Consider the following 23476-nt stretch of genomic DNA (forward strand, 5'->3'; position numbering starts at 1 on the left):
AAGCTCATTGCGCCGTTCTTGATCTCGTCCGGCATCGGCGGNCTGGCGGACCATGGACATGGCCTGGGCATCGAAGGCCGCGACGCCTGAGGAACCGCCGAGGCGGCTGGACGTGACCTGCCCGCTGCGGCTGAGGGTGAAGCTGAGCCGCGCGACACCGCGCGCCCCACCGCCTGCGGACGGATATTGATGGAAGCGCATCAGATGCGCGCGGACGCGCTGATTGTAGGACGCGATCGCCGAGGCCACGGCGCCTGAGCTCATGGCGGATGCCATCGGTGCCTCGCGCTCGGCACGCGGCGGTGCGCTGGTGCGAGGCGCAGGCGTTGCGTCCGAGGGCTTCTTCGCTTCGCGGCGAACGACCTTCGGCTTCTCGGGCGCAGACTTTTCGACCGGCGCGATCTTCGCGGGCTCGGGCTTGGCAGGTAGCGGCTCCAGCTTCTCCGGCGCCGCCACGACTTCAGGCTTTTCCTGCGGCGGCGTCGGCGCGATGGTGTCCTCGACGGCCTGCTGCTGCACCGGCTCCGGCGGCGAGGCGTCGGCCTCCTGCATCAGTGGACCCGGCGCGACGTCGTCCAGAGTCGGCTGCGGCCTCGAGGTGACCGGGGACATGTCGACCATGATCGCCGGCAGGCTGACACCTTGCTCCGGCTGCGTCCTGAGCCAGCTCATCGCAGTGAGCGCGGCGGCGATGTGCAACGCCACGATCACCGCAGCCGATGCGGCCCAGCGCGCGGTTTCACGCTCGCCAGGCGGCGCGTGCAGGGCGAAGGCGTTCGCGGCGGCCATCAGCTGCGCCCGTCGAGACCGACGAGGGCGATCTTGAGATAACCGGCGTTGCGCATGGTGTTCATCACCTCCATCAGGTCGCCATAGGACACGGCCTTGTCGGCGCGGAGATAAATGCGCTCATCCTTGCGGCCCCGGGTGGCGGCATCGAGCGAGATGCCGAGCGCGTCGCGCCCCACGACATCTTCGCCGACCGCAATCGAAAGATCCGGCTTCAGCGTGACGAAGACCGGCTTGTCCGGACGCGGCGCGGGCTCGGCCGCGGTTGCCGGCAGATCGACGCCGATGTCGACGGTGGCGAGCGGGGCTGCGACCATGAAGATGATCAGCAGGACCAGCATCACGTCGATGAAGGGCGTGACGTTGATCTCGTGGGCGACGTCGAGATCACCGGGGTCGCCGCGCTTGAGCGGCGATGGCGAACGTGCGCCGAGCCTCAAAGCCATGGCCTACTCCGCCGCCCGCGCCAGGCGGAATTCCCCGTGGTCGCGCTGGCGGCTGACCAGCAGCATCAGCTGCGCCGAGGCATCTCCAAGCAGCGCGCGGTAATTGGCGATGCCGCGGACGAGATGATTGTAGATCACGACCGCCGGAATCGCGGCGACGAGGCCGAGCGCGGTGGCGAGCAGCGCCTCCGCGATGCCGGGCGCGACCACCGCGAGGCTGGTGGTGTGGCTCTCGGAGATGCCGATGAAGGCGTTCATGATGCCCCAGACCGTGCCGAACAGGCCGACGAACGGCGCGGTGGCACCGATGGTCGCGAGCACGCCGGTGCCGCGCGCGATCTGCCGCGACATCGCCGCCTCGACCCGCTCCAGCCGCAGCGCCACCCGCTCCTGCAGGCCATCATCGACAATGCCGCCGGAGAGCTCCGCCTCCTTCGCGCAGGACTGGATGAGCTGGGCGACGGCATCGTGCGCGTCGCCGGTCCGCTCCGCCGCCTCAGCCAGCTTCATCCTGCCTTCGAGCGCGCGCGTGCGCTCGAAGGCGAGCGCGCTCTTGCGGCGCAGCTCGATGGTCTTGGCGAGCCACACCGTCCACGTCACCAGGGAAGCCATGGCGAGCCCGATCATCACCGCCTTCACGACGATGTCCGCGCCGAGGAACATGCCCCAGGGCGACAGATTGCGCGGCAACAGCGCCTCGTCGATCGCCAAGGCCGGCGCCGGCGCGAGCGTCAGCGCGGTTGTTAGGATCACGTGCCGAAGCCTGGACCCGCCTTGCATCCTGATCTCCCGACAGACAGAGGGAAATTATGCCGCGATCCGGTCCGCGAGCGCGCGAAACCGCACGAGCTGGTCGCTGCGCAGTGCCCGGGTCTCGTCGCGGCCGACGAAGACCTTGAACATGATGCCGCCGTCGACATTGACGAAGGCGACGAAGGCCGAGACCTTGCCCATGAAGGGACGCTCGACGAAGGCGATGGCCGCACAGCGCTCGTGGCGGAGATGGCCATGCAATCCCTTCGGCTGCATCAAGTTGAAATAGCCGCGGCCGATCTCGCCCGCCGGCACGGCCCCGGTGAACTCGAAGATCGCATCATCGGTATGGACGATCAGCGTCACCTCGCCCCACCCGGCGATGTCCTGCATGCCGGCGGCGAAATGCTCGCCGCTTCCGATGCGCACCATCGACGGCGGCAGCGCTTCGATCACCGCGCGCGGGGTGACCCTGCGCTCGCGCGCGACGTCCTCGATCACCGCGCCGGGATTGTCGGCCATGTACGCCTTGAGGTCGGCGAAATCGGTGCTCAGCATGTCCGGCTCCTTTTTCACGCAGTCTCAGGCGGCCACGGCCTTGCGTTCGCTCTGGATCACCTCGAAGCCCTCGAATTTGGGATGGCCGAGATAGAGGCTTTCGCCGGTCCTGTTGTCGGCGCGGGCATGGGCGCGACGGAATTCCTCCGAGCGTGTCCAGGCCTCGAACGCAGCCTTGTCGACCCACACCGTGTGCGAGGAATAAAGGGTGTGACCGTCGGCGACCGGTCCCTTCAGCAGGTGGAATTCGACGAAGCCCGCCATGCTGCCGAGATAGGACTCGCGGGTGCGCCAGACGGTCTCGAACGCGGCTTCCGAACCGAGCTTCACCTGGAACCTGTTCATCGCGATAAACATTCAATCTTTCTCCTGTCAGTCTTGTCGATCGATCGGCGAATGCCGACCAGATTCAGAATGGGCCGAAGCCACGCTGGGACATCAGCGTGGCTCTAGAGGTCAATACGGCGTCCCCGTTCGGGGCGGCGGGCCTGCCCTTAGATGCCGCCGAAGTGATACTTCAGGCCCCCCTTCACCACGAGGCCGGCGCCGGCGCTCGCCCATTTCACGTCGTTTTGCGTATCGCCCGTGCTGCCGACCGGAATGGCGTAGGGCCGGTAGTACTGGTTGAGAAGATTCTCGACCGAGAAGTTGAGCGTGAGATCCGGCCGCGGCTGATACTGGGCGTAAAGGTTGACGAGATCGTAGGACGTCGCCGGCGTGTAGCTCGGCGGAATGTCGTAATTCGCGATCGCCGACGTCCACATCACCGAGAGGATCAGGGTCCGGTCCAGCAAGCGCACGCCGGCGGTCGTGGTGACCTTCTGCGGCGGAACGCTGTAGAGGCCAAATCCCGTCTGCAGGTTCTTGCCGTTCTGGTAAGTGCCGGAAAGGCCGAAGAACCAGGTGTTCGCGTCGTACATCGCCTCGGCCTCGAAACCCTGGATGCGGGCGGACGCGACGTTCTGATATTGCAGGAACGGAAGCACGGTGATGGACGGCGCCGGCGGCGGGCCGGTGGGGACCACCAGCGGGTTTCCGTAGGCGACCTGGTCGATGAAGTCGGAGATGTCGTTGCGGAACACGTTGATCTTGGCTCGCAGCGTATCGCCCGCCGCGAACAGATCGTCCTTCTTGATGTTGAAGCCGATTTCCTTGTTCTTGCCCACCTCGGGCCGCAGGTTCGGATTCGGAACGAAGCAGAAGGTCGAATCCGCGCCCGGCCCCGGCGTGCCCGATGGACAGCGGAAGAAGGAGTCGTTGACCGTGGCTCCGGAGTGCGGACCGCTGACCAGCGTCTCCGTGATCGACGGCGCACGATAGCCTTCGGCGTAGCTGACATAGGGCGTCACCACCGCTGTCGGAACGAGCGCGACGGTGATCTTCGGCGACAGCCGGTCACCGCCGGACGAGGTGGTGCCCGAGGACAGCTGATAATTGTCGTAACGGAGCGCGCCGATCATCTCGAGCATGGACGTGTAGTTGGCCTTCCACTGCACGAAACCGCCGGACAGCGTGCGCTGGCCGCCTGGCGTCGTCACCTCCGACGTGCCGGTCCTGTCCTGCGTCGAGACCTTGTCCTGGAAGGCGTCCAGTCCGTAAGTCACCGCGTGACGCCAACTGCCGGTGTCGAACCGCGTGGTGTTGTGCACGTCGACGCCGATCGTATCGAGCAGATATCCGCGGTTGCTGCCGATACAGCCGGACACGGCGTTGCCGGGCACGCCACCGCAGAAGACCGACGGTGTCGCGCTGGTATGCCCGGTCTTGATCTGGTCGTTCTCGGTGCGGTTCCAGTAGACCTTCGCATCCCAGTCGAACCACTGGTCGTCCGGCTGCGAATATTTCCAGCCGAGTGTCGTGGTGTAGTTCTTGACGTCGGACCTGTAGATCGACGTGCCGTTCAAATTGTTGGTGCCGTTCGCATTGGTCGAGTTGGGATCGCCGGCACGGCGCGGCGGCTGGCCCACGCTGTAGAGGTCTTCCTGGAAGATGGTGCCGAGCTTGACCTCGTGCCCGTCGGCCGGGCGCACCGTTAGCTTGGCGATGCCGCTGCTCAGCCGGTTGCCAGTGTTGGCGACCTCGAAGCCGGTGCCGTCCCTGTAACTCTCCTGCGTCGAATAGGTGCCGCCCGCGAACACATCCACGTTCGGATTGACGTGAACACCGCCGAAGACAGAGCCGAGCGCGCGCCCGTAATTGCTGCCAAGAATGGTCTTGACGTCGACGCCCCAGCGCTCGCCGGCAGGCACGACGTCCTCGATATCCTTGGTGCGGAACGACGCCACGCCGCCGATCGCTCCGGTGCCGTAGATGTTCGCCGTGGGGCCACGAACGATGTCGATGCCGCTGATCAATTCGGGATCGAGGAAGAACGAGCCGTTAGCGAAATGGCCGGTGCGCTGATAGTTCTGCCGCGCACCGTCGACAACGACGGCGACGCGGCCGAAATCCTGCAAGCCGCGGATATTGATCGAGGTGGAAGGCTCGTCGCCGCGGTTCTGAACCCACACGCCCGGCACGTTATAAATGAGATCGCCGACGGTGCTGGCCTGACGGGCCTCGATCTGCGCAGAGGTCACGACACTGACCGGCGCAAGCGCATCGACTGCGCGCTCGTCGGTCTTGGAGGCCGCCGCCGTGATAGTGTCGAGCGCCTGGACACCGACGATCGCCTGCGCGCGCGCATCCCACACGCTGGTGCTGGCCTGCGGCCGCTGACCGGCTTGCTGTGTGGCCGGCTTGCGCTTGGCCTGTTTGGGTTTCGCCGGCTTGGATGAATGCGCAGCTTGATCGGCGGNCCGCCGCAATTGAAACCACCGACGCGCCCAAGATCAAGGCGCGCGAATACCTAGCCCCGTCAGCCATATCAGCCCCAGCCTGCACTTCACTTCAGTTTTGGTGTCTTGTGGCTGGCGTGCGCCACACGACGCGGCGACTGGCTGGCTGATTGTCTCAAGGCGCGGACATGTCTGCCCGCTGCCATATTTGGTTACGTGGCAACACTCTGACGGTCAATGACGCCGGGTTGCAGTTTATATCAATTGTAAATTGCAGCCGTTGGAATGCGCCTGATGCCGCTTATACAAACAAGCGGCATCCGGAATTTCGAAAGCGCATCACACGGGCAATATGTCGGCAACATCTGGAGACAATCACGGCGACGCGGCGGGGCCGACACAAAGCTCTTCTGCGACAACGAGAACGCTCACTATGCGCGGAAGCCGGATCGACAGCCGCGAGCTGTTCGCGCATGAGCGCGAGATCATCATCGCGCATGGCGAGGACAGCTATCGCCTTCGCCTGACCTCGCAGAACAAGCTGATCCTGACGAAGTGACCCGCAATGACATTTTGTCGCACCCTCGCAAACCTCCTGCTATCAGGCACCATCGCGCTTGCGTCGAGCGCGCATGCGGCCGGCATCACGGTCCATGACGCGCGCAATCGCGACGTCACTGTTGCCGACTTCGCGCGCACGGTCTCGATCGGCGGCGCGATCACGGAAATCCTCTATGCGCTCGGGCTGGAAAGCCGGCTGGTCGGTGTCGACACCACGAGCCTTTATCCGGCCGCGGCGCTGCACGACAAACCCAATGTCGGCTACATGCGCCAGATCTCGGCCGAGGGCGTGCTCGGCCTCAACCCGACGCTGATCCTGGCGATCCAGGGCTCCGGCCCGCGCGAGACCATGGAGGTGCTGGAGACGGCGAAGGTGCCGCTGGTGCTGGTGCCCGAGACCTTCTCCGAGGACGGATTGATCGAGAAGATCAAGCTGGTCGGCCACGCCATGGGCGTCGATGCGCGCGCGGAGTGCCTCAGCACTGCCGTCGGCACCGATCTGGCCCAGCTCCGCGCGCTACGCGCCAAGGTGACGAAGCCGGTGCGCGTGATGTTCGTGATGTCGCTGCAGAACGGGCGCGCGATGGTCGCCGGCCACAAGACCGCCGCCGACGAGATCATCCAGCTCGCAGGTGCCGCCAACGCGGTTGACGATTACGACGGCTACAAGGTGATCGGCGACGAGGCGATCGTGGCCGCAAAGCCCGATGTCGTGCTCTCGATCGAGCGCGGCAAGGATTCGCTGCAAGCCGACGCGATCTATGCGCATCCCGGCTTTGCGCTGACGCCGGTCGCGGCCAACAAGAGTTTCATCACCATGGACGGGCTTTATCTGCTCGGCTTCGGACCGCGCACGGCGGCAGCGGCGCGCGATCTCTCGGTCAAGCTCTATCCAGCGCTGGCCGAGGGCGGCGCATTCACGTCGGCTCTGTCGGCTGTGAATTGCCGGCAATGAGTGTGGCGATCGGGGCCGGAGCACGAGGCCTGCGACGACATGCAGGACGACGGTCCGCATCGTTCGCGATCCCCCTTCTGCTTGCGGTGCTCGCGGCCACCGCGATCGTCGCGCTGACTGTCGGCGCTGCCGGCATTCCACTCTCGCGACTGCCTAACGCGCTCGGCTTCGCCGGCAACGCGACCCCAGATAGCCTCACCGCGCGCGACCAGCTCGTGCTGTGGTCGATCCGCATCCCTCGGATCGCCGCGACCGCGATGGTCGGCGGGCTGCTGGCGGCGGCCGGCGCGATCATGCAGGGGCTGTTTCGCAATCCGCTCGCCGATCCCGCCCTCGTCGGCGTCTCCAGCGGCGGCGCGCTTGCGGCGGCGAGCGCGATCGTCTTCACGGACTCGCGCTTCGGCGAGACGCTGCGCTTCCTCCAGGCCGAGTTGCTGCCGCTCGCGGCCTTCGCGGGCTCGCTGGCGACGACCGCGATCCTTTACGGCATCTCCAGCCGCTCAGGGCGGACCTCGATCGCGATCTTCCTGCTGGCCGGCGTAGCCATCACCGCGATCGCCAATGCCGGCATCGGGCTCCTGGTGTTCATCGCGGACGACCGCCAGCTGCGCGACATCACGTTCTGGATGCTGGGCTCGATGAGCGGCGCGACCTGGACCAAGGCCGCGGTGCTCGCGCCCGTCCTCGGCACCGGGCTCGCAGCCTGCGCCTTCATCGCCCGCGGCCTCGACCTGCTGGTGCTTGGCGAAGCCGACGCCTTTCACGGCGGGGTCGATGTCGAGCGCCTGAAGCGCATCTCGATCGTCATGGTGTCCGCCATGACCGGCGTTGCGGTCTCGATCAGCGGCGTCATCGGTTTCGTCGGCATCGTCGTGCCGCATCTGCTGCGCCTCGTCATTGGACCTGCGCACCGGCTGCTGCTGCCGGCCTCCGTGCTGCTCGGCGCGATCCTGATGGTCGGCGCCGACACACTTGCGCGCACCATCGTGGCGCCCGCGGAGATGCCGATCGGCATCCTGACCGCGGCGGTCGGCGCGCCGGTCTTTTTGGGCATCCTGCTGCGGCAGCGCGGGCTCGCCGCGCCATGAGCGCCGTGATGGAGGCGCGTGGCCTGGTCAAGCGCGCCGGCCGCGCCACGCTGCTCGATGGCGTCAGCCTGACCGTTGCGGCCGGCGAGATGGTCGCGATCATCGGCCCGAATGGCGCCGGCAAGTCGACGCTGCTGCGGCTGCTCTCCGGCGATCTCCGCGCGAGCGAAGGCGAGGTGCGGCTGAAGCAGCGCGACATCGGCAGCTACACGCCGCCCGAGCTCGCCGCACGCCGCGCCATGCTGTCCCAGCACATCAACGTCACCTTCCCCTTCACCGTCGAGGAGGTCGTGCTGATGGGGGCGGGCGAGCGCAGCCTTCGCGAGGTTGGCCCGCTCGTCGACGCCGCCCTGGACGAAGTGGGCCTTTCGCATTTCCGCGAGCGGCAATTGCCGACGCTGTCGGGCGGCGAGCAGCAGCGCGCTCATTTCGCCCGCGTGCTGGTGCAGCTCGCCTGCGGCGAGGCCGAGCATGGACCGGGACTTCTGCTGCTGGACGAGCCGACCTCGAGCCTCGACCTGCGCCATCAGATCGACCTCGTCGAAGCGGCGCGCCGTCGCGCTGCTGCCGGCACCGCCGTGATCGCGATCCTGCACGACCTCAATCTCGCGATCCGCTTCGCCGACCGGCTGGTGGTGCTAAGCGGTGGCCGGCTCGCAGCCGACGGCCCGCGCGCGAATGTCGTCACGCGCGAGATCATCCGCGACATTTTCGAGATCGACGCCGTCGTTCACGAGGCCGACGGCGTGCCGTATGTGCTGCCGCAATCGATGCGGGCGGTGCCCGCTTCGCGATGACGGTGCACTCCCTCGCCCCGCTTGCGGGGCGAGGTGAAGGGCACCGCCTACCCCGCCGGCACGATCACCACGCTCTTGTCCTTCGGCCAGCGGATGCGCCAGGCGAAGTTGATGTCCCGGGCCTCGCCGGGCTTGGTGTCGAACGACCATTCCAGCACGCCGCGCTTGTCGCGGATGTTGCTGACGGTCGGCTGCGTGCTCGAGGGCAGCATCTCGACGACGATGTCCTCATTCTCGCTGACCGGCAGCTGATCCTCGATCGTGACCTTGATCGGGAAGTCGTGGCCGTTGCGGACCGTGGTCTTGAACGAACGCTCGTCGGTCTTCGAGGTCGTGACCAGTAGTCCTGCCGAGCCCTCGTTGCGCTTGAGCACGGCGCGCTCGATCTTGATCTTGTCGTCGGCGCCGAAGCCCAGGCGCACGATGTCGTCCTTGGCCGACGCAGAAATCTTGCCGCGGCCGACAAAGACGCCGTCGCGATAGATCGCGACCTTGCCGGGCAGGAGCGTGGTGTCGTCGGTCTGCTTGAAGCTGGCCTCGAGGAAGGCGGTGGTATCCATCACCGGCGCAGCGCGGACCGCAAGATCGGCGGGCACGTTCATTGAAGCGATCTTCAGGCTCTTGGCGCCTTCGGCGGCGCCGAGACTGACGCGGCCGGGAATCTTGAAGGTGGCCTGGAAGTCGCCGATCTCTGCAACAGCTTGCTGTTCGTCGGCTCGTTGGGCCGGCAGATCAAATTCCTCCCGGCTGCGTGCCGCCTCCATCTTGCGCAGCATTGGTGCGGGAGCGGCGGGCCGTGCCAGATCCGAGGCCGTGCCGAGGGCCATGGGCCTCGGCGGTTGCGGATATTGCGCGACGAGCGAATTCAGCTCCGGCGCGCTGCCGCCGCGGCTGATCCGCACCGTGGAGACGCCCAACGTCACGTTCGACCAGTCCTCGCCGGTCGACTGCGTGATCTCGGCGCGGCGAACCAGCTCCAGCTGCGGCTTGCGGTCCTTGGCGCCGGTGTCGAGCCGGGCGTCATAGAGCGGCAGCCAGCGCGCATTGCGCACATTGTAAGTGACCCGCAACGTCGCCTTGGTCGCGGCTGCGGCGGCAATGTCCATGCGAACCTCGAGCTTGCTCGGCGGCTTGGCCTTGCGTTCGACATCGAGCTGGGCGATCTGTCGGTCGATCTCGCGCAGCTTGCGCGTGGCATCACGAACAGCACTATCGGCACTCGCAACTTCCTCGCCGACCGCGGCAAAGGCCGCGCGCCATTCGGCAATCGGCCGCGCCTCGCCCTTCTCGCCGATGCCGACGGGAGACGCTTCCGCAAAGTGCTCCGCAAATTTGCGCCGAGCATTGGCCGAGTCGATCGCACCCTGCAGATCGGCGCGCTGGTCGTTCAGCGCCTCGATCCGCTTGTCCAGCTCGGGCAGATTGACCGGCGCTGCGCGCGGCGACCGCGCGTCGATGGTGCCGATGGTGAGTTTTGTGCCGCCCTCCCCCTCGACGCGGATGGAGGACGTATCGAGACCGAGCGGAAAGTCCTTCGCCACCAGCGTCGTGTCACCGGACGGCAGATCGATCGTGATGAGGCGAGTGACGGTCGCACCATCCGGATAAACGGTGACGGTATCGATGGCCGAATTGGCGTCCAGATCGGCGGCCCATGACGGCAACGCGAATGCCGTGGTCACCAGAACCAGGCTCGTGGTTGCCAAACATCTTGCGGTGATGCGCATAAATCCCTCCTGCCGTATCGCCGCGCCGCCAGCCGGACGCGCGATCAAATGCCTCGCCAACATGGTTGGACGCGGCAGCGAAGGAACCGGTTCGATTGGGGTTTCCGTGAGGCGGGGCTACGGCAGCACCGAGGCCGCGGAACGCCTCGGGCGCCTCAAGTCTGAGTGGGCGCGCCGCCCTGGCCGAAGATGCGGCGGAGCAGATCGGTCACGTTCTTGGCGCCCGCCTTCTTCAGGATGCTGGCGCGGTAGCCCTCGACCGTCCGGGCGCTCAGATGCATGCGCCGAGCGATCTCCTTGTTGGTGAGACCGGCGGCGAGATGCTCGAGCACGTCGCCTTCGCGCCCGGTCAGCGGCTCGCGGCCGGGCAACCAGCGCTGGCGGCACGAACCGGGCTGCGCGACCTCGTCGATGGCGGCATCGATCCGCCCAACGATGTCGTGGGTGCGGAACGGCTTCTCGATGAAGTCGGTCGCGCCGCTCTTGATGGCGTCGACTGCCATGGCGATGCTGCCGTTCGCCGAGGTCACGAGGACCGGCGCCATGCAATTCTCCTCGCGCAGCCGCCGGAGCACGTCGAGGGCAGAGCGATCCGGCGGCATCTCCAGCAGCACACAGGCCGGCATCCGCGCCTTGGCCTCCGAGAGCAAGGACGCCCCGTCGGCGAAGCAGATCACGTCATAGGCGCTCTGTTCGAGCGCGGCGGAAAGTTGTTCGCGGGAGGCGGCGTCAGTGTCAATGACGAATACCTCGCCCTTGGAAAGCATGTTCCCCGGCATAATCCCGATCCAGCAATGTCTTGGTCAAATGGCCCGAGACGGCCGGGGGCCCCGTCGCCCTGCCGTGCCGTCGTGAGCACGGCATTCACGCCTGTGCTTCGGTTTCCCTTATGTATGTTCCATTCCGTTCCCGGATTTGACGGATGGGGACAGAAACTTTACATTTCGGGACATCTGCGGGAATGGCTGGCACGAACGGTTCGCATGACCGACCTCATTCGCAGCGCAGGCTTGAGCTATTACCCGGAGGTCGCCCGGTCAGTCGGGCTCGACCCCAGGCAGATGATGCGCAAGGTCCGGCTGCCGATGGCCGTGCTCGACAAGCCCGATACGCCGATTGCAGTGACCAGCCTGCGCCGCCTGCTCGAATTGTCGGCGGAGGCGTCGGGCGCCGAAGATTTCGGCTTACGGCTCGCCGAGCGCGGCGGCCTGACCAATTTCGGCGCGGTCGGCCTGATCGTGCGCGAACAGGCGACCGTCGGTGAAGCCATTAAAGCGTTCTCGCGCTTCATCCATGTCCATCACGACGGCATGAAGCTCGACGTCACCGGCGACAAGCAGACGGTGAAACTCACGCTGCATTTGCGTGGCCGGCAGCCGACGGCGCCGCGACAGTCGATCGACATGGCGCTGGGCAGCATCCACCGCATCATCCAGTCGCTGTTTGGCAGCGATTGGCGGCCGCAGGAAGTGCACCTGCATTATCCGCCGCCGCGCGACCGCAAACGCTACCGCGATTTCTTCGGATGCCGTGTGACCTTCAATGCCGACGACGATTCGATCCTGCTGTCGGCACACGACATGGAGCGCGGCATCCCGAGCGCGCATCCTCTCATCGCGAATTATCTGCGCAAGCGGATCGAGGCGATCGAGACGCGGCCGGCAAGCTGGGAGGGAAAGGTCGACGAGGTGGTGCGAGCCCTGCTCGCCAGTGGCGACTGCACCGTCGAGCGCGTGGCCGAGCATCTCGCCTGCACCCGCCGCACCATCCACCGTCACCTCGCCGCATCGGGCACCAGCTTCTCGGCCATCCTCGACGCCCAGCGCGCCGATCTCGTGATCCAGCTGATCGACGATCCCGACCGGCCGCTGGCGGATATCGCCGGGCAACTCGGCTTCTCCGCGCAAAGCGCTATGGCGCGCTGGTTCCGCGGCCGCTTCGGCTGCAGCATCACCGCATGGCGCAAGGGCATGCGGCCGCTGGCGAAGCCGGCCGACGTACCGTCGGCCAGCGCGGCCTAAGCGTTAGCGTACCGGCGCCGGCACGCCCATGAGCGCGAGCGCACGCCACCGGCTGCCGGCGAGCAGCGGGCCGAACGCGATCGCAAAGCCGAGGAATGCCGCGACCCAACCGAAGGCGGCGAGGTGCAGCAGCACGTCGCCATGCGCAGGTACGACCACCGCGCAGACCCGCGCCACCGCCGCGACGACGATCGCGACATAGATGGCCTGCGTCGCGGGCGAGGCAGTCAGCGCCTGTCCGGTGTGGCCGAGGCTTGCACGCGTCATCACCGCGAGCGTCATCGTTCCCGCCGCACCGGCCATCCAGGCGTGGATGCCGGCACTCGGCGGCAACGCGCCGAAGGCCGCCAGGGCGTGCAGCAGGAAGCCGAACGGAACGAAGACATAACCGACATGGAGGATCAGCAGCAGCCGCTCGCGCGTGGTGCGATCGCCCGCCCAGCGCACGAGGCGAACCAGATGCAGCACGCCGACCACCGCCATCACGACACCAGTCATCAGGTTCAGCGGCGCCACGATCCACGCGATCAGCGCCAGTGCGCTCGCTCCGATCACCGCGCCGTCAAAACGTCCGAACGGCACCGGCAGGCGCCCGGGATTGAACTTGACCAGCCAGTTGCGGGTGAAGCTCGGAATGATGCGGCCGCCGATCAGCGCGATCAGCAGCACAACCACACTGACCCCGACGCGGATGCTGACATCGGCCGCGCCTTCGAAATGCGCTTCGAGATGAAAACCGACATTGCCGGCGAGCAGCATGGCCACCAGCAGCACCACCGGCAGGTTGCGCCAGTTCCCGCCCGCGATGATCTCGCGCGTCGCAGCCGCGACGACAAGCGCCAGGAAGGCGGCATCGACGGCCAGCGCGAAGGCCCATCCGAGCTCGGCGGACAAGGTCACTGCAAGGCGGCCGGCCAGCCAGACCACCAGCAGCGCGGCGAGGGACGTGCCCTGGATCGGCAGCCGCCCGGTCCAGTTCGGGATCGCCGTGAACAGGAAGCCGGTAATCACCGCCGGAAGGAAGCCATAGAGCATCTCGTGGACGTGCCAGTCGCGCGGCGCGAAGGCCGACGTCACCGACAATTCGCCGTAGAACATCGGCAGCCAGGCCAGAATCGACAGCCCGGCCTGGATGGCGGCGAGCAGGAAAAAGGGCCGAAAACTGTTCGCAAACAGCGGCCAGCCCGCAAAGTTGCGGGATCGGGCGCCAGCCATGGGGCAACTCCTGTCAATTCAGATCATTGCCTGGAAAAATACTGCCGTCCCGGGCGGCCGGTTTTGCGCTATCGCAAATTGCGGGACGATTGCAGGTGCCATCACACTCCGGAGCGCCAAGGAGGCAGAATGGCCAAGGTCGACACATCGCTGGTTGCGCATTTGCCGCTGTTTTCGGGGCTCGCGCCGGACGCCCTCGACGAGATCCTGCGCGAGGCCAGGTCGGCCCGCTACCCGAAGAACACCGCCATCTTCGAGCAGGGCGCGGACGCGCTGTCGTTCTTCCTGCTGCTGCACGGCCATGTCCGCGCAGCCAAGACCACCCCGACCGGCGAGCAGATCGTGGTGCGCTATGTCGCGCCCGGCGAGACGTTCGGGCTCGCGATGGCGATCGGAGCCTCGCGCTACCCGGCAACCGCGATGGCGGTCGACGACAGCGTGGTGCTGATCTGGCCGACCTCGGCCTGGCCGCGACTGGTCGAGCGGTTTCCCTCGCTCGCCGCCAATACGCTCCAGACCGTCGGCACCCGGCTCCAGGAGAGCCACACCCGCATCCTGGAAATGTCGACCCAGCAAGTCGAGCAGCGCGTCGCGCATGTACTGCTGCGTCTCGCCAAGCAATCCGGGAAAAAACTCGATCGCGGCATCGAGATCGACTTCCCGATCAGCCGCCAGGACATCGCGCAGATGACCGGGACCACGCTGCACACCGTGAGCCGCATCCTCAGCGGCTGGGAAAGCCAGGGCCTCGTCGAGAGCGGCCGTCAGCGCATCATCCTGCGCGAACCGCACAAGATCGTCGTGCTGGCGGAACGGACTCCCGACAGCGGCGCGGCGTGAGCGCCGCACCGCTGTCGCTGAAGATAGGGGTGAGGGCGCCTCGGCTTACGGCCAAAGCTTGACCCTCACCCGGGAATCCGCACGCACCCGCGCGAACTCCGGACCGTCTCACGCCGGCACGCAGTCGCAGAGCGCAGCGAGGAATTTGTCGCGGTCGATGCCGTGCTCGCGGCAAGCGTCTTCCACCGTGTGGAAGGTTGCGATCGGGCAGCCGACACAGGCGAGCCTGAAGGCAAGAAACACGCGGATCGTGTGTGGCGCCGTGCGCATGATGTCATCGACCAGATCGTCGGATCCAAAAGGCATGGACAACTCCGTTCCGAGACGACGATAGCGGAGCGGGCCTGAGTTTCTTTGTCGGAGCGCAAGCTGTTGCCAATTCCTCAACTCGTCATTCCGGGGCACGCGTAGCGCGAGCCCGGAATCCATCGGGCAGCAATTCGTCCGGTGAAATGAATTCCGGGCTCGCCCCAAAAAAGGCGCGCCCCGGAATGACGCAGCTACACCGCCCTGCTGTGCAGCTGCCTTCCCGGATCCAGATGCGCGTCGAACGCGGCGGCGACGCTGCGGACCAGGAAGCGTGAGTCGTTTGCGACTGCGAGCCGGTCGCCGTCGAGCCTGACGACGCCGTCCGAGATCAGCGGCTTCAGGCGCGACGCGGATTTGAGCATCGGGCCGGCCTCGACACCATGGCGCGCGCAGATATCGCCGAGATCGGCGCTGAACTCGCACATGATACGTTCGATGATGTCGGCGCGCAGCCGGTCGTCGTCGGTGAGCCCATAGCCCTTGGCGGTGGCGAGGCGGCCAGCGGCAATGCTCTGCGCATAGGCGCCGATCTGCACGTCGTTCTGCACGTATCCCTGCGGCAGGTGCCCGATGGCGCTGGCGCCGAAGCCGAGCAGCACTTCGCCCCTGTCGGTGGTATAGCCCTGGAAGTTGCGCCGCAGCGTACGCTCCTTGAAGGCCACGGCCATGGCGTCATCTGAGCGCGCGAAATGATCGAGCCCGATCTGCACGTAGCCGGCCTCTTTCAGGGCATTGGCTATAGCACAGGCCTGGTCGTGACGCGCAAGGCCGTCGGGCAGCACCGCCTCGTTGATCATGCGCTGATGCTTCTTGAAAGCCGGCACGTGCGCATAGCCGAACACCGAGAAGCGGTCGGGCGCGAGCTCGAGCGCGCGCCGCACGGTGTCGAGGCACGAGGCGACGGTCTGATGCGGCAGCCCGTAGATCAGATCGAAATTGAGTCCCGCGATGCCGGCCCGCCGGAGCATGTCGACGACGGACGCGGTCTGCTCGAAGCTCTGCACGCGGTTGATCGCGCGCTGCACGACGGGGTCGAAACTCTGCACCCCAAGGCTGGCGCGGTTGACGCCGGACAGCCGCATGGCCTCGACCATGTCGGCGGTCAGCGTCCTGGGGTCGATCTCGACGGCGATCTCGGCCGAAGGCAGCACGAAGAACGACTGGCGCATCACCGCCATCAGCTCGGCAAAGGCCTCCGGGGCCATGATCGTCGGCGTACCGCCGCCGAAATGGATATGCTCGACCTTGATGCGGCGGCCGATGGTTTCGGCGACCTGCGCGATCTCGCTGCGCAGCGTTCGCTGATAGGCCGCGATCAGCTCGTCGCGGCGCACGATCTGGGTATGGCAGCCGCAATACCAGCACATCTCGCGGCAGAACGGCACGTGCAGATAAAGTGACGCGCTGGCTGCCGAGGGAAGCTCCGACAGCCACCGGGCGTAGGTATCGGCGCCGATCGCCGGCGAGAAGTGCGGCGCGGTCGGATAGCTCGTATAGCGCGGCAACCTCTCTTCGCCGTAGCTCGCTGCGAGATCGGATCTCATGTGTTACCTATTCGTAAATCGATGCCGCGGCGCGGCGCGGAAAATCCCGGATGGCATCAGACTACCCATTTCCAGATCAGCAACCTTGCGCTCGCTCAAAGTCCGAACGCCAAATTTGGCCGATGATGACGTTCAATCATCGCCCCTTTGGGAGACAGGCCATGGCGTCGTTCGCGCTCGATCTCGTTCTCTGGCTCGCCGGCATTCGCGGCCATATCCCGCGCTTCGACGATTTCCGTCCCGTCCCTGTTGCGCCCGCGACCGGTGCCGGTCACCTCGCACGGGTCCTGGCCCTCATGGCTGCCGTCTTCGCCGCGCTCTCGCTCGCGGTCTGGGGCACGGTCTGGATGGCGATACACCTGCTCTGATCGAGCGCACACGTTCACGACCGAGCGCAACTGAACATGCGAACGATTTGCCGCTTGCGCGGCTGAGGCAGCGCGACGTCGCACCCCTCGCATCGTCGATGCGACTTCGGCGCATCCTGTAAGGGATTTGCCGGCAGCGAATCCGGCAGAAGCTTGTCGCAGCGCAAACACTCTTGCCGTAACAGGCGCACACTGCATCCCGTCATCAAGACATTTCAGATGAAGGATGCTTCCAATGTTCACCCGCAGAGCCGCATTGATCAGCGCCGCCGCGACCGCCCTGATGCTGGCGAGCCCCGCTTTGGCCGCCGATGATCTCAAACTGCCGCGTCAAAAGGTCGAGCTGGTCGCTCCGCCGTTCGTGCATGCGCACGAGCAGGCGACCAAGCAGGGTCCCAAGATCATCGAGTTCAAGCTCACGATCGAGGAGAAGAAGGTCGTAATCGACGAGAAGGGCACCACCTTCCAGGCCATGACCTTCAACGGCTCGATGCCGGGCCCGCTGATGGTCGTGCACGAGGGCGACTACGTCGAGACGACGCTGGTCAATCCCGCGACCAACACGATGCCGCACAACATCGACTTCCACTCCGCGACCGGTGCGCTCGGCGGCGGCGCGCTCACCCTGATCAATCCCGGCGAGCAGGTCGTGCTGCGCTGGAAGGCGACCAAGACCGGCGTGTTCGTCTATCACTGCGCGCCGGGCGGCCCGATGATCCCCTGGCACGTCGTCTCCGGCATGAACGGTGCCGTGATGGTGCTGCCGCGCGAGGGACTGAACGACGGCAAGGGCCACGCGCTGAAATACGACAAGGTCTACTATATCGGCGAGCAGGACATGTACGTGCCGCGCGACGAGAAGGGCAACTTCAAATCCTACGACTCGCCGGGCGAGGCCTTCACCGAGACCGAAGAGGTGATGAAGAAGCTGACCCCCTCCCATGTCGTGTTCAACGGCAAGGTGGGCGCACTCACCGGCAAGAACGCGCTGACCGCCAATGTCGGCGAGAACGTGCTGATCGTGCACTCGCAGGCCAATCGCGACAGCCGTCCGCATCTGATCGGGGGCCATGGCGACTATGTCTGGGAGACCGGAAAGTTCGGCAATGCACCCGAGGTCGGGCTCGAGACCTGGTTCATCCGTGGCGGTTCGGCGGGAGCGGCGCTGTACAAATTCCAGCAGCCCGGCATCTACGCCTATGTCACGCATAATCTGATCGAGGCCGCCGATCTCGGCGCCACCGCGCACTTCAAGGTCGAAGGCAAGTGGAACGACGATCTGATGATGCAGGTGAAGGCGCCTGCGGAAATCCCGGCCGCCACCAACTAGACGTGACAAGGGGCCGGCGAACAACCGGCCCCTTCTTCTTTCGGGGAACGACCATGCTGATCGCATTCAAGCTGAAACTGCTCCTCGCCTGCGCGGCCGGACTTGCGGGACCGCTGGCCGTCGCGCCCCTGGTTTCCGAGATCAGGACACAAGGCGTGCAAGGCGAGCCCGCGATCGTCGAGATCGCCGCCGGCAGCTTCTCGTATCGCGAGGCCGGCGATTTCACCCGTGCCGGGAAGCAGGCCGAAGCCCCGCTGCGCGCATTGCGCTTCGACCGGCCGCTTCACATCATGCGCGAGCAGGTCTCCTCCTCCGACTATCAGCTCTGCGTGCGGGACGGCGCATGCCGTGCGCTCGACCGCGACGTCGTGGTCGCGCCCGATCGCCCCGTCGTTCAGGTGAACTGGCACGACGCCGAAGTCTATGCCGGCTGGCTGTCACGCAAGACCGGCAAGCACTACCGCCTGCCGAGCGACCAAGAATGGGCGTTTGCCGCTGGCGCCCGGTTCAGGGATGACGGCGTGGCGGTGGACGCGAACGATCCCTCAAAACGCTGGATCAGCCGCTATGAGCGCGAGTCCGAGCGCGACCTCTCAGACACGACGGCCTATCCGTTCGGCAAGTTCGGCGTGAACGAGCACGGCATTGAAGATCTCGCAGGCAATGTCTGGGAATGGACCTCGACCTGCTTCGTGCGTTCGCGGGTCGACGAGGCCGGCAACGCCGGCCGGCCGACCGTGAATTGCGGCGTGCGCGTCGCGGAAGGCGCGCACCGCGCCTATGTCACCGACTTCATCCGCGACGCCCGCGCGGGCGGCTGCGCCCAAGGCGTGCCGCCCGCCAATCTCGGCTTCCGCCTGGTGCGGGAGGAGACGTCGTGGGTGGCGAACGTATCGGCGCGATGGGGCAAGGTGCGGGCGCGGTCGTAGGCGGGACCGCGGCCTGAATTGGAAGAACGACGGCAGCGCCTCATGCTCCGTCATTGCGAGCGCCGCGAAGCAATCCAGAGTCTCTCCTTTGAGATAGCCTGGATTGCTTCGTCGCAAGGGCTCCTCGCAATGACAGCATGGCGGCTGCGCGCCCATGCCTCTCCGACGTCGTCCTGGCGCCCACAAGCGGCTCACATCGTCCGCGCGAACATGCGAAAACCCGGCGCGCCGATGATCGCTTCGAACGCGGGATCGCGCTTCTCTTCCGCAAAGGCAAATCCCGCCTTGGCGTAGGCGCGCTCGGCGGGCATGTTACCGATCAGGAACGATATCGTCGCCCGGCCAAAGCCAGCCGCCCGTCCCTTATCGAGCGCGTGGGCAATCAGCGCCTGCACCAGGCCGCGGCCGCGATGGGCGGGTTCGGTCGCGACATGCTCGATCATCCAGTCGCCCTCGCCGCCCTGAACCCAGCAGGCGCGCGTATAGGTGCCGCGTTGGCGGATGGCGTCCAGCTCAGGCGCAGCGAGTCCGATCGCGGCACCGACTTCCTCGATCGCGCGCCAGGCAGCCGGTCCCGTGCCGGCCGCTGGCACGGCGCAGAGCGCCGCGACCGGCTTCCCGCCGATCTCCGCAATCAAAAACTGCGAGACGTGCCACATCGACACCGCGCGCGCTGTTGCGACGCGCGCGACGAATTCGAGGCACTCGCCTTCCGGCCAGCCGAGCGCAATATCGAACCAGCCGCGAGGCCGGTAGCCACGCATCGATCGCAGGATGGTTTGTGCGATGAAACCGGCGTCTTCGGGACGCGCAGACCGTATCGTCATGCGCGCCCCATCGCGAAGCCTCAGGTATTCTTGAGCGCGACGCGGAATTCCGCCTCGGTCTTGGACTTGACCTCGTCGAGCGAGACGCCGTCGGCGAGCTCGATCAGGGCCATGCCGCCGTCGCCGTGCTTGTCGATGGTGAAGACGGCAAGATCAGTGACGACCATGTCGACCACGCGCTCGCCGGTCAGCGGCAGGTTGCACTTTTTCAAGAGCTTCGCGCCGTCCTTGGCCGAATGCTCCATCACCACGACGACGCGCTTGACGCCGGCGACGAGATCCATCGCGCCGCCCATGCCCTTGACCATCTTGCCGGGGATCATCCAATTGGCGAGATCGCCGTTCTGGGCGACCTGCATGGCGCCGAGGATCGACAGATCCATGTGGCCGCCGCGGATCATGCCGAATGAATCCGCGCTCGAGAAATACGAGGTCGAGGGCAGCTCGCTCACGGTCTGCTTGCCGGCGTTGATGAGGTCGGCGTCTTCCTCGCCCTCATAGGGGAACGGGCCCATGCCGAGCATGCCGTTCTCGCTCTGCAGGGAGACGTCCATGCCGTCGGGGATGTAGTTCGAGACCAGCGTCGGGATGCCGATGCCGAGATTGACGTAGTAGCCGTCACGCAGTTCCTTCGCGGCGCGCGCAGCCATCTGTTCACGGGTCCAGGCCATTGTTGAGCTCCAGTCGATTCTTTAGTGGCGCATGATCTGATCGGAAAACCGGTGGCCGCTTTTCCGGATCATGCGCTCGGGCGCGGGCGGGTGTTGCGGAACTCGATGCGCTTCTTGGCCGTACCGACCTCGACGATGCGCTTCACGAAGATGCCGGGCGTGTGGATGTGGTCGGGGTTGAGTTCACCGGCCGGAACCAGATGCTCGACCTCGGCCACCGTGATCTTGGCGGCGGTTGCCATCATCGGGTTAAAGTTGCGCGCGGTCTTGCGATAGATCAGGTTGCCGGCGGTATCGCCCTTCCAGGCATGGACGATGGCGAGGTCGGCGAACAGGCCCCGCTCCATCAGGTACTTCTCGCCATCGAACTCCTTCACTTCCTTGCCTTCGGCGATCAGCGTGCCGACACCGGTCTTGGTGTAGAAAGCCGGGATGCCGGCGCCGCCGGCGCGGATGCGCTCGGCAAGCGTGCCCTGCGGGTTGAATTCGAGCTCCAACTCGCCGGCGAGGAATTGCTGGGCGAACAGCTTGTTCTCGCCCACATAGGACGAGATCATCTTCTTGATCTGCCGGGTTTCCAGCAGGCGGCTCAGCCCGATGCCGTCGACGCCGGCATTGTTGGAGACCACCGTCAGCCCCTTGACGCCGGAATCGCGGATCGCGTCCGACAGCTCCTCGGCAATGCCGCAGAGGCCGAAGCCGCCCGACATGATCATCATGTTGTCTTTCAGAATGCCGTCGAGCGCCGACTTGGCGTCGGGATAGACCTTGTTCATGCAAAAAACCTCGACTGAACCTTCGGCTTGCAGCCGTCGCGCCTTGTTGGCGGCGATTATTAGGCGAAATCCTCCAAAGCCGTCAATGATACGGGGTTCTCCGCTTCGCGGAGCGGTGGTAGAAGCTGCCCACGGCCTTGAAAGCGACAAGAAAACCCATCAAGTTGCGGCACTTAACTTAAAAGGACTTGGGCGTGGGACGCAGGTTTCCCGGCCCGCCCCTCTGGCTCAAACGACCAACCCGATCAGGACATGCCATTGACCATGGCCCAAGGAATGAAGCGCCTCGGGACGCCGATCGCGGCGCTGCTCGGCGTCGCGCTGATCGCCCTGATCGCGAGCTCATGGCTCATCAACCGCGACGCGCTGCGCAAGGCGGTGGAATCGCAGATCCGCGACGTCACCGGCCTGGAGCTCAATGTCGCAGGCAACATCGACATTTCGGTGCTGCCGGCGAGCTACATCTCCTTCCATGACGTCGGCCTGAAGGGTGGCGGCACCAGCGATCCCGCGCTGCACGTCGACGTGCTCACCGCCAATCTGCGGCTGTTGCCGCTGCTGCTGCAGCGGTTCGAGATCGCCGACCTGACCCTGCTCAGGCCGCGCATCCATGTCAGCCTCAAGCCTGACGGCGAGAGCAACTGGACGCCCTTCATCCAGACCATCGCCCGAACCATGAAGCCGGGGGCCGACAACCAGGTCTCGTTCTCCGAGATCAGGATCCAGGACGGCGTGCTCAATTACGAGGACGCCGCCACCCACGGCACCGAGAAGCTCGAGGACATCGACCTGTCGCTGGCCTGGCCTTCGATCTCGCGCTCCTTCGCCGCCACCGGCCAGTTCGACTGGCGCGGCGAGCGCGTCGACGGCTCGATCAGCTTTTCCGATTTCGTCGCCGCCCTCTCCGGCGACCGGTCCGGCCTGAAGGCGCGGATCGCCAGCGCGCCGCTCAAGCTTGCCTTCGACGGCAGCGTCGCCAACCGCACCAGCCCGATGATGGAGGGCACGCTCACCATCGACAGCCCGTCCTTGCGCAACGCGCTGCGCTGGACCGGACAGCCGCAGCCGGCCAGCGGCGGCTTCGGGCGCTTCGCGCTGAAAGCACGGGCCAACGTCGTCGGCGCCTCGATCGCGCTCACCAATGTCAATGTCGAGCTCGACGGCAACACGGCCGAGGGCGTCATGACCTACGCCAATAACGGCCGGCAGACGCTGCAGGCGACGCTCGCGGCCGATGCGCTCGACTTCACACCTTATATCTCGACGTTCCGCCTGCTCGCGAGCGGCGCCCGCGATTGGAACAGGCAGCTGTTTGACCTCAACGGGCTCTCGACCACCGACCTCGACATGCGCCTGTCGGCGGCGCGGCTGACCGTCGGACCGACGAAGCTAGGCCGGACCGCGATCGGCGCAAACTTGCGCAACGGCACGCTGGCGCTCTCGGTGGGCGAAGCCCAGGTCTATGGCGGCATCGCCAAGGGTTCGTTCGGTATCGCCCGCGCCGACAGCGTCGCCGACATCAAGGCGCAATTCCAGTTCACCGACGTCGATCTGCAGGCCTGCGCCTCCGAGCTGTTCGGCCTCAACAAGCTGTCCGGACGGGGCAACATCAACGTCTCCCTGCTTGCCTCCGGCTCGAGCCCGTTCGGCCTCGTGCAGTCGCTCGACGGCAGTGCCACGGTCACCGGGCATGACGGCGCGATCTCGGGCTTCAATGCCGAGCAGCTCTTGAAACGGCTGGAGCGGCGGCCGCTGTCAGGCGGTGGCAATTTCCGCAGCGGCTCGACCCCTTACGACAACCTCACCATCGCGGTGAAATTCTCCGATGGCATCGCCACCGCCGAAGACATCCGCGTCGAAGGGCCGGCGGCGAAGATCACGCTCACCGGCACCGCATCGGTGCCGACGCGCGAATACGACATGAAGGGCGTGGCCAGCCTCAACAGTGCGTCGGGCTTCGAATTGCCCTTCGTGGTGCAGGGGCCCTGGGATGATCCCCTGATCTTCCCCGATCCGGAAAGCCTGATCCGCCGCTCGCCGGCTTCCGCGCCCCTGCTCGACATGCTGAAGGACCGCAAGGGGAGCGACGCCGTGCGCTCCGCGATCGAGCGCATCACCGGCGCAGGCAAGCGTCCCCCACCGGCGGAATCGCCGACGGCGGAGAACGCAAAAGAGAACGCCAAGTCGAATTAGAG

Annotated in this window: 23 protein-coding genes and 1 pseudogene; 10 read left to right on the forward strand and 14 right to left on the reverse strand. The window is 66.0% G+C overall.

All coding sequences use genetic code 11. From position 1 onward, the window contains the following. Positions 1–42: 42 nt before the first annotated feature. The 6 genes and pseudogenes from A5906_RS32660 to A5906_RS32685 all read right to left on the reverse strand — a co-directional run. Positions 43–789: pseudogene (locus A5906_RS32660) on the reverse strand (energy transducer TonB family protein); the annotation flags it as partial. Next, the gene (gene exbD, locus A5906_RS32665) at positions 789–1235 is read right to left on the reverse strand and encodes a TonB system transport protein ExbD (RefSeq protein ID WP_080139253.1); all 447 of its coding nucleotides are present in this window, start codon (positions 1233–1235) and stop codon (positions 789–791) included. The gene exbD and the pseudogene A5906_RS32660, both read right to left, overlap by 1 nt. Before the next feature lie 3 nt (positions 1236–1238). Then, positions 1239–2015, reverse strand: a complete 777-nt coding sequence (gene exbB / locus A5906_RS32670) for a tonB-system energizer ExbB (protein ID WP_080139254.1) — start codon at positions 2013–2015, stop codon at positions 1239–1241. Positions 2016–2042: 27 nt separating this feature from the next. Further along, positions 2043–2546 carry a heme utilization cystosolic carrier protein HutX gene (gene hutX, locus A5906_RS32675; protein ID WP_080139335.1) on the reverse strand — a complete coding sequence of 168 codons (504 nt, stop codon included), beginning with the start codon at positions 2544–2546 and terminating at the stop codon, positions 2043–2045. A gap of 24 nt (positions 2547–2570) precedes the next feature. Then, positions 2571–2903 (reverse strand): heme-degrading protein HmuQ, encoded by a 333-nt coding sequence (hmuQ, locus tag A5906_RS32680; protein ID WP_080139255.1) that lies wholly within the window; start codon positions 2901–2903, stop codon positions 2571–2573. Positions 2904–3040: 137 nt separating this feature from the next. Then, a partial coding sequence (locus A5906_RS32685; protein WP_245327037.1) for a TonB-dependent hemoglobin/transferrin/lactoferrin family receptor occupies positions 3041–5343 on the reverse strand: 2303 nt, incomplete at its 5' end. A gap of 332 nt (positions 5344–5675) precedes the next feature. Here A5906_RS32685 and A5906_RS45500 point away from each other — a divergent pair. Genes A5906_RS45500 through A5906_RS32705 form a run of 4 tightly spaced genes read left to right on the forward strand, consistent with a single transcriptional unit; the run spans position 5676 to position 8724 of the window. Continuing rightward, the gene (locus A5906_RS45500) at positions 5676–5882 is read left to right on the forward strand and encodes a hemin uptake protein HemP (protein WP_080139256.1); all 207 of its coding nucleotides are present in this window, start codon (positions 5676–5678) and stop codon (positions 5880–5882) included. A gap of 6 nt (positions 5883–5888) precedes the next feature. Beyond that, positions 5889–6839 carry a heme/hemin ABC transporter substrate-binding protein gene (locus tag A5906_RS32695; RefSeq protein ID WP_080139257.1) on the forward strand — a complete coding sequence of 317 codons (951 nt, stop codon included), beginning with the start codon at positions 5889–5891 and terminating at the stop codon, positions 6837–6839. Further along, the gene (locus A5906_RS32700; protein WP_080139258.1) at positions 6836–7927 is read left to right on the forward strand and encodes a FecCD family ABC transporter permease; all 1092 of its coding nucleotides are present in this window, start codon (positions 6836–6838) and stop codon (positions 7925–7927) included. Before A5906_RS32695 ends, A5906_RS32700 begins: the two co-directional genes overlap by 4 nt. Then, on the forward strand, positions 7924–8724 hold the full coding sequence (locus tag A5906_RS32705) for a heme ABC transporter ATP-binding protein (RefSeq protein WP_080139259.1): 801 nt from the start codon (positions 7924–7926) through the stop codon (positions 8722–8724). The genes A5906_RS32700 and A5906_RS32705 overlap by 4 nt, the downstream gene beginning before the upstream one ends. A 47-nt stretch (positions 8725–8771) precedes the next feature. Here A5906_RS32705 and A5906_RS32710 read toward each other — a convergent pair whose 3' ends face one another. Both A5906_RS32710 and A5906_RS32715 read right to left on the reverse strand, forming a co-directional pair. Beyond that, positions 8772–10451, reverse strand: coding sequence for a mucoidy inhibitor MuiA family protein (locus tag A5906_RS32710; protein ID WP_080139336.1), 1680 nt, complete (start codon positions 10449–10451; stop codon positions 8772–8774). Positions 10452–10606: 155 nt separating this feature from the next. After that, on the reverse strand, positions 10607–11230 hold the full coding sequence (locus A5906_RS32715; RefSeq protein WP_080139260.1) for a response regulator transcription factor: 624 nt from the start codon (positions 11228–11230) through the stop codon (positions 10607–10609). Positions 11231–11434: 204 nt separating this feature from the next. Here A5906_RS32715 and A5906_RS32720 point away from each other — a divergent pair, with 204 nt between their 5' ends. Next, positions 11435–12472, forward strand: coding sequence for an AraC family transcriptional regulator (locus A5906_RS32720; protein ID WP_080139261.1), 1038 nt, complete (start codon positions 11435–11437; stop codon positions 12470–12472). Between the two features lie 3 nt (positions 12473–12475). On the opposite strand, the gene A5906_RS32725 is transcribed toward A5906_RS32720, so the two are convergent. Then, the gene (locus A5906_RS32725; protein WP_080139262.1) at positions 12476–13687 is read right to left on the reverse strand and encodes an NnrS family protein; all 1212 of its coding nucleotides are present in this window, start codon (positions 13685–13687) and stop codon (positions 12476–12478) included. A gap of 129 nt (positions 13688–13816) precedes the next feature. On the opposite strand from A5906_RS32725, the gene A5906_RS32730 reads away from it, so the two are divergent. Then, on the forward strand, positions 13817–14527 hold the full coding sequence (locus tag A5906_RS32730; RefSeq protein WP_080139263.1) for a Crp/Fnr family transcriptional regulator: 711 nt from the start codon (positions 13817–13819) through the stop codon (positions 14525–14527). Between the two features lie 108 nt (positions 14528–14635). On the opposite strand, the gene A5906_RS32735 is transcribed toward A5906_RS32730, so the two are convergent. Next, positions 14636–14833, reverse strand: a complete 198-nt coding sequence (locus A5906_RS32735) for a DUF1858 domain-containing protein (RefSeq protein ID WP_011089822.1) — start codon at positions 14831–14833, stop codon at positions 14636–14638. Between the two features lie 194 nt (positions 14834–15027). Continuing rightward, on the reverse strand, positions 15028–16380 hold the full coding sequence (gene hemN / locus A5906_RS32740; RefSeq protein WP_080139264.1) for an oxygen-independent coproporphyrinogen III oxidase: 1353 nt from the start codon (positions 16378–16380) through the stop codon (positions 15028–15030). Between the two features lie 161 nt (positions 16381–16541). Here hemN and A5906_RS32745 point away from each other — a divergent pair, with 161 nt between their 5' ends. The 3 genes from A5906_RS32745 (at position 16542) to A5906_RS32755 (ending at position 19007) form a co-directional block, all read left to right on the forward strand. After that, a complete protein-coding gene (locus A5906_RS32745; protein WP_080139265.1) occupies positions 16542–16748 on the forward strand; it encodes a hypothetical protein in 207 nt (68 codons plus the stop codon). Between the two features lie 235 nt (positions 16749–16983). Beyond that, positions 16984–18078 (forward strand): copper-containing nitrite reductase, encoded by a 1095-nt coding sequence (gene nirK, locus A5906_RS32750; RefSeq protein WP_080139266.1) that lies wholly within the window; start codon positions 16984–16986, stop codon positions 18076–18078. 53 nt (positions 18079–18131) lie between these two features. Further along, positions 18132–19007 carry an SUMF1/EgtB/PvdO family nonheme iron enzyme gene (locus A5906_RS32755; protein ID WP_080139267.1) on the forward strand — a complete coding sequence of 292 codons (876 nt, stop codon included), beginning with the start codon at positions 18132–18134 and terminating at the stop codon, positions 19005–19007. 191 nt (positions 19008–19198) lie between these two features. Here the strand turns inward: A5906_RS32755 and A5906_RS32760 are convergent, their stop codons facing one another. The 3 genes from A5906_RS32760 to A5906_RS32770 all read right to left on the reverse strand — a co-directional run bounded on the left by A5906_RS32760 (position 19199) and on the right by A5906_RS32770 (position 21281). Next, on the reverse strand, positions 19199–19834 hold the full coding sequence (locus A5906_RS32760) for a GNAT family N-acetyltransferase (RefSeq protein WP_080139268.1): 636 nt from the start codon (positions 19832–19834) through the stop codon (positions 19199–19201). 20 nt (positions 19835–19854) lie between these two features. Further along, complete coding sequence (locus A5906_RS32765) at positions 19855–20505, reverse strand: CoA transferase subunit B (RefSeq protein WP_080139269.1); 651 nt, start codon at positions 20503–20505, stop codon at positions 19855–19857. 68 nt (positions 20506–20573) lie between these two features. After that, positions 20574–21281, reverse strand: a complete 708-nt coding sequence (locus A5906_RS32770) for a CoA transferase subunit A (protein WP_080139270.1) — start codon at positions 21279–21281, stop codon at positions 20574–20576. A 264-nt stretch (positions 21282–21545) separates the two neighbouring features. Here A5906_RS32770 and A5906_RS32775 point away from each other — a divergent pair, with 264 nt between their 5' ends. Continuing rightward, positions 21546–23474, forward strand: a complete 1929-nt coding sequence (locus A5906_RS32775) for an AsmA family protein (RefSeq protein ID WP_080139271.1) — start codon at positions 21546–21548, stop codon at positions 23472–23474. The last annotated feature ends 2 nt before the right edge of the window (positions 23475–23476 follow it).

The sequence above is a fragment of the Bradyrhizobium sacchari genome (genome assembly GCF_002068095.1).
Classification (GTDB): Bacteria; Pseudomonadota; Alphaproteobacteria; order Rhizobiales; family Xanthobacteraceae; genus Bradyrhizobium; species Bradyrhizobium sacchari.